Annotated in this window: 7 protein-coding genes; all 7 read left to right on the top strand. The window is 58.6% G+C overall.

Annotated features, from left to right (window positions below; genetic code table 11):
* A partial coding sequence (locus tag ACRC1E_RS09230; protein WP_438514805.1) for a branched-chain amino acid ABC transporter permease occupies positions 1-890 on the top strand: 890 nt, incomplete at its 5' end.
* 16 nt (positions 891-906) lie between these two features.
* On the top strand, positions 907-1,995 hold the full coding sequence (locus ACRC1E_RS09225) for an ABC transporter permease subunit (protein WP_438514804.1): 1,089 nt from the start codon (positions 907-909) through the stop codon (positions 1,993-1,995).
* 3 nt (positions 1,996-1,998) lie between these two features.
* A complete protein-coding gene (locus ACRC1E_RS09220; protein WP_438514803.1) occupies positions 1,999-2,769 on the top strand; it encodes an ABC transporter ATP-binding protein in 771 nt (256 codons plus the stop codon).
* Positions 2,766-3,476 carry an ABC transporter ATP-binding protein gene (locus ACRC1E_RS09215; RefSeq protein WP_438514802.1) on the top strand — a complete coding sequence of 237 codons (711 nt, stop codon included), beginning with the start codon at positions 2,766-2,768 and terminating at the stop codon, positions 3,474-3,476. Before ACRC1E_RS09220 ends, ACRC1E_RS09215 begins: the two co-directional genes overlap by 4 nt.
* A gap of 107 nt (positions 3,477-3,583) precedes the next feature.
* A complete protein-coding gene (locus tag ACRC1E_RS09210; protein ID WP_438514801.1) occupies positions 3,584-4,348 on the top strand; it encodes a YdcF family protein in 765 nt (254 codons plus the stop codon).
* A gap of 10 nt (positions 4,349-4,358) precedes the next feature.
* On the top strand, positions 4,359-5,123 hold the full coding sequence (locus ACRC1E_RS09205; RefSeq protein ID WP_438514800.1) for a competence/damage-inducible protein A: 765 nt from the start codon (positions 4,359-4,361) through the stop codon (positions 5,121-5,123).
* 86 nt (positions 5,124-5,209) lie between these two features.
* Positions 5,210-6,019, top strand: a complete 810-nt coding sequence (locus ACRC1E_RS09200) for an endonuclease (protein ID WP_438514799.1) — start codon at positions 5,210-5,212, stop codon at positions 6,017-6,019.
* The last annotated feature ends 228 nt before the right edge of the window (positions 6,020-6,247 follow it).

Genomic DNA, 6,247 nt, shown 5'->3' with positions numbered 1-6,247 from the left:
TGGGCAGCATTTATGCCCTGATCGCACTGGGCTACACCATGGTGTACGGCATCTTGGGCCTGATCAACTTTGCCCATGGTGAAGTGGTCATGGTGGGCGGGATGGTGACGGTTTCCGTTGTTTCCGCCCTGATAGGTGCAGGCGTCGATCTGCCTGCGCTGGCGCTGATCCTGATCGGGATGATGGTCGCCATTCCAGCCTGTATGCTGTTGGGCTTCACCATCGAACGGATTGCCTACCGGCCATTGCGTAATGCGCCGCGTCTGGCGCCGCTGATTACCGCCATCGGTGTGTCCATCGTGTTGCAGCAACTGGCTATTCTGGTCTGGGGCCGTAACTACATTCCGTTTCCGGCCATCATTGATCATGATGTGGTCGAGATCTTCGGTGCCAGCATCACCAAGCTGCAAGTGGTGATCGTGGTGCTCTGTTTCGCCATCATGGTGGCTTTGCTGCTGGTCGTCGAAAAAACCAAGCTGGGCCGTGCCATGCGTGCGACCAGCCAGAACCCGGCGGTGGCCGGCCTGATGGGCGTGAATGTAAACACCATCATCTCGACCACTTTCGTGATCGGTTCGGCACTCGGGGCGATTGCCGGCCTGATGGTTGCCACCAATTACGAGCAGGTGCATTACTACATGGGCTTCATGATCGGCCTGAAAGCCTTTACTGCGGCGGTGCTTGGCGGTATCGGCAATCTGGGCGGCGCGGTGGCCGGCGGCATTCTGCTGGGTATCATCGAGAGCCTGGGTGCCGGTTATATCGGCGATCTGACCGGTGGTTTCCTGGGCTCGCACTATCAGGACATCTTTGCCTTCATGGTGCTGATTGCCGTGCTGATTTTCCGTCCGTCCGGTCTGATGGGCGAAAAAATGGCCGATCGCGCCTGATCCAAGGGGAAGCAATATGAACGTTTCACTTGCAAATACATCACCGGCCAACGGCAAAAAAGTCATCGGCTTTCTCGCCTCGGCCATCGTGCTGGCTATCTTGCCCTTTGTTGTCGGCAATGCCTTCGGCAACTCATGGGTGCGTACGCTGGACTTTGCCCTGCTGTATGTGATGCTGGCGCTAGGCCTGAACATCGTGGTCGGCTTTGCCGGCCTCTTGGATCTGGGCTTTATCGCATTTTATGCCGTCGGAGCGTATACCTTTGCCTTGCTGGGCTCGCCGCATTTCGGCATTCACCTGCCGTTTTACGTCACGCTGCCGCTGGGGGCGCTGGTCGCTGCCTGCTTTGGTCTGTTGCTGGGTACGCCGGTCCTGAAGCTCAAGGGCGACTATCTGGCCATCGTGACGCTGGGTTTCGGCGAGATCATCCGTATCTTCCTGAATAACCTGAATGCGCCGGTCAATATCACCAACGGCCCGCAAGGCGTAAACCTGATCGACCCTGTGAGCATTGCCGGCTTTTCGCTGGGCAAGACGCACGAGTTTTTCGGCATCAGCTTCAATAGCGTCTATCTGTATTACTACTTCTTCCTCGCCCTGACTGTCCTTGTGGTGATCATGGCCTGGCGCTTGCAGCACTCGCGCATTGGTCGCGCCTGGGTTGCCATGCGTGAAGATGATATTGCTGCCGCGGCCATGGGCATCAATATCCGCAACATCAAGCTATTGGCGTTTGCGCTGGGTGCCTTGTCCGGCGGGGTGGCAGGGGGCTTGTTTGCTTCGTTTCAGGGCTTTATCTCGCCCGAGTCCTTTGGCCTGCTGGAGTCGGTGATGATTCTGGCCATGGTGGTGCTGGGAGGCATGGGCCATATCCCGGGCGTGATTCTGGGCGCGGTGGTGCTGACGATTGCACCGGAAATCCTGCGCGATGTGATCGGGCCGTTGCAGATGGCGACTTTCGGCAAGATGATCGTCGATCCGGAGAACGCCCGCATGCTGCTGTTCGGTTTGGCCCTGGTGGTGATGATGCTGGTGCGCCCGGAAGGGATGTGGCCATCCAAGCGGCGCAAGGCCGAGTTTGACGACGCAAAGAAGGGGCACTGAGTCATGGCTGAAGTCCTGCTTAAAATAGACGGTATCGTCAAACGCTTTGGTGGTCTGGTGGCGCTGAACCAGGTCGGGCTGACCATCAATAAGGGCGAGATCTATGGCCTCATCGGCCCGAACGGCGCCGGCAAGACCACGCTGTTCAATGTATTGACCGGGCTTTACATGCCGGACGAGGGCAGCTTTACCTTCGATGGCAAGGATCTGTTCCGTGCCAAGCCGCATGTGGTGGTCGGCACCGGTATCGCGCGTACCTTTCAGAATATCCGTCTGTTCAGGGAAATGACGGCGCTGGAAAACGTGATGGTCGGGCGCCATATCCGCTCCAAGGCGGGTGCCTTGGGTGCCGTGTTGCGCGACAAGGGAACGCGTGCCGAAGAGGCGGCGATCCGCGCCAAGGCGGCCGAGTTGCTGGCTTATGTCGGCATCAGCGATGTGGCCGACGAGTTTGCCAAGAACCTGAGCTATGGTCACCAGCGTCGTCTGGAGATTGCCCGTGCACTGGCCACCGAGCCGCAGTTGCTGGCGCTGGACGAACCGGCGGCCGGCATGAATCCGCGCGAGACCGAAGAGCTCAAGGCGCTGATGGGCAAGATTCGCGACTCGGGCGTGACCGTGCTGCTGATCGAGCATGACGTGAAGCTGATGATGGGTTTGTGCGACCGCATTGCGGTGCTCGACTATGGCAAGAAAATCGCTGAAGGCGTGCCCGAGGTGGTACGCAAGGATCCGAAAGTGATCGAGGCATATCTGGGAGTGGCACACGCATGAGCATACTCGACATCAAGAACCTGCAGGTTTCCTATGGCGGCATTCAGGCGGTCAAGGGCATCGACCTGCATATCGAACAGGGCGAACTGGTGACGCTGATCGGCGCCAACGGTGCCGGCAAGACCTCCACCTTGCGTACCCTGGTTGGCATGGAAAAGAAGTCCGGCGGCAGCATCGTGTTTGACGGCAAGGATACCGCCGACACGCCGGTGTACAACTTCGTGCGTCAAGGCCTGGTGATGGTACCGGAAGGTCGCGGCGTATTTTCCAAGCTGACGGTCGCCGAAAACCTGCGTATGGGCGGCTATCACCGTAATGACGAAGACGGTATCAAGGCCGATATCGAACATGTGTTCGAGCTGTTCCCGCGTTTGAAAGAGCGCGAGAAGCAATTGGCCGGTACGCTTTCCGGTGGCGAGCAGCAGATGGTGGCCATGGGGCGCGCCATCATTTCCAAACCCAAACTGCTGCTTTTGGACGAGCCGTCGATGGGGCTGGCACCACTGATCGTCGCCAAGATTTTCGACATCATCCGCATGGTGGCCGCGCAAGGCGTGACCATGTTGCTGGTGGAGCAAAATGCACGTCTGGCGCTGGAAGTCTCGCAGCGTGGCTATGTGATGGAAAGTGGCCGTATCACCATGAGCGGCGACGCCAAGGATCTGCTCAGCGACGATCGCGTGCGTAACGCTTATCTGGGCGAGTAAACTTATGGGTTCCGGCCGTATTCCCGCACGGGGATACGGCCTTTTTGCGTATTGATGGGCGCTGGGCTTTATCGCCGGCGCCATTGTCTGTTCATGGAAAGAGATGTGTGACGACTGCACCGGCGGTATTGTTCAACCAGATTTTCGGGGCTTTGCTGTTGCCACCGGTCAATTTTTTACTGCTGGCAGGCTTGGGTTATGGGCTTTTACGGCGCAAGAGGCGTCTGGGTATTGCCCTGATGCTGATTTCGGCATTGCTGGCCTATGCGTTTTCCACCCCGCGCATGGCCATCGCACTGAATTCTGCGCTGGAAAATGCACAGGTGGCCAAGGCCAGCGATGTCGCGAAGACCGAGGCTATCGTGGTGCTGGGCGGCGGCAAGAAACCGGCACCCGAGTATGGTGAAAATATACTGACCGGTGACAGCAGTGCACGCCTGCGCTATGCGGTCGTTTTGCACAAGGCCAGTGGGGTGCCGCTGCTATTGACTGGCGGTGCGCCGCTGGGGGGCGAGCCCGAAGCTTGGGTGATGCAGCGCACGCTGTGGCGTGATTATGGCCTCAAGCCTTACTGGGTCGAGTCCGAATCGGCCAATACCGCAGCCAATGCGCGCTTGTCGGCCGCCATGCTCCGGCTGGACGGGATAAAAAGCATCACCTTGGTGACGCAGGCCTGGCATCTGCGCCGCGCTGTGCCGCTGTTCGAGGCCGAGGGTTTGACGGTGCTGCCGGCACCGACCGGTTTCACCCGTTACGACGGCAGCGGGATAGTCTGGTATCTGCCTTCGGGGCGTGCGATGCAGGAAACCCATCAGGCGCTGCGCGAATGGGTGGGCATGGCTTACCATGCTGTAAGACAACTTTTTGCATAAAGGGAAGCAGATGAAAATAGGCGCGATCATCATCGGAGACGAACTGCTGTCCGGTAAGCGGCAGGACAAACATCTGGCGGCCCTGATCCGGCTCTTGGCCGAACGGGGCATGAAGCTCGACTGGGTCGAATATCTGGGTGACAATCCGCAGCGCCTGCAGGATAGCTTGCAGCGTGCTTTCGCTTCGCATGATCTGGTATTCAGTTTTGGCGGCATAGGCGCAACGCCGGACGACTACACCCGCCAGTGTGCGGCACAGGCGCAAGGCGTGGCACTGGCCATTCATCCGGAAGCGCGCGCCATTATCGAGGGGCGCTTCGGTGACGAGGCCTACCCGCACCGTATCAATATGGGCAATATCCCGGTAGGGGCCCGCTTGATTCCCAATCCGGTCAACCAGATGCCGGGGTTTTCTTGCCGTGATGTCCACTTCGTACCGGGCTTTCCGTCCATGGCATGGCCGATGATCGCGTGGGTGCTCGATACCCTGTACCCGCAACTGAAAAACAGTGCGCCCGATGTCGAGCAGACGGTGATCGCGCTGGATGCGCGCGAGGGCGATCTGATCACGCTGATGCAGGACTTCAGCCAGCGTTACCCGGCACTTCGCCTGTCCAGCCTGCCCAATTTCGGTAACGAAGCCATCTCTCGCATGCATATAGAGTTCGGCTTTAGCGGGCCGGCCAGCTTGGTCGGCATTGCGATGGCGGAATGGTGCAAGGCATTGCAGGCCGCCGGCTATCGCTTGCTTGATCGTCAGGCAGCAAGCCTATGAATCAAAAGCATTTTATGAATTAAGGCTGATGCAGCCTTGAAACGCTTGTAAAAGCCGGTTACGGTTGCGGCTTTTTGCGGGTTTCCATGAAATTCTGGTTGATTCCACTTTTTAGCGTCTTGCTGGCGGCCTGTTCCGGCCAGGGCAATGCGGATACCACGGCCAGCACCAAGGCCGCACCGGCCGCGCAAACTGCCGGTATTTCGCTGACCGATCCGATCGTGCTGGTTAGTGGCAAGAATGCGGTCGGCCCGCGCAACTTCAATAATGCCAAAAAGGTCTTGCCTACGGTCTTTGCCGGCATGCAAAACGATTTTTATTGCGGTTGCCCTTACACTGGCAAGTCTATGGATCTGGAAGCCTGCGGCTATCAGGTGCGCAAAAATCTGGAACGCGCCGGGCGTCTGGAGTGGGAGCATGTGGTACCGGCCTGGGTGCTGGGCCATCAGCGCCAGTGCTGGCAGCAGGGCGGGCGCAAGAACTGCACCTCCACCGATGATGTGTTCCGTATGGCTGAAGGCGATCTGGTCAACCTGGTGCCCTCGGTGGGCGAAGTGAATGGCGACCGCAGCAACTACGCCTATGGCGCGTGGACGCGCAATCCCGAGCCCATGTATGGCCAGTGCCAGACCATTGTCGACTTCAAGGGGCGCCGCGCCCAGCCGCGTGAAGAGGTGAGGGGACGCATTGCCCGCATCTATTTCTATATGCATGGCCGTTACGGCCTGAAAATGAGCCGTCAGGATACCCAGCTGATGTGCGCGTGGGCCAAGACCTATCCGGTTGATGCATGGGAGACATCGCGCGACGCCCGTATCATCAAGCTGCAAGGCTCGGGTAATCCCTATGTGCAGGATGCAAGGCTAGTGGCTGCCTTCTGCGGCAAGCCCGCCTGAAGCGGCTCGCTTTGGATGACGGGTATTTCGGTACCCGTTTTTTCGGCATCAATTGTTGGTATCAGTAACAATACGCATCCACACGCAACGGCGGTTTATTCTGTGGAAACTGCCGTGAACGGCTGGCGTTGCTTGTGCTCAACGCTTAGAATCCACGCCTTCCTGCCTGCGGCGGCTGCCCTGATCGGTCTATTTTCTGGCCTGAGCAGGCAATAAGTCGTCGTTGCC

This window comes from Craterilacuibacter sp., assembly GCF_051659485.1.
In the GTDB taxonomy this organism is placed as follows: domain Bacteria; phylum Pseudomonadota; class Gammaproteobacteria; order Burkholderiales; family Chromobacteriaceae; genus Craterilacuibacter.
This window is presented reverse-complemented; position numbering and strand designations above follow the sequence as displayed.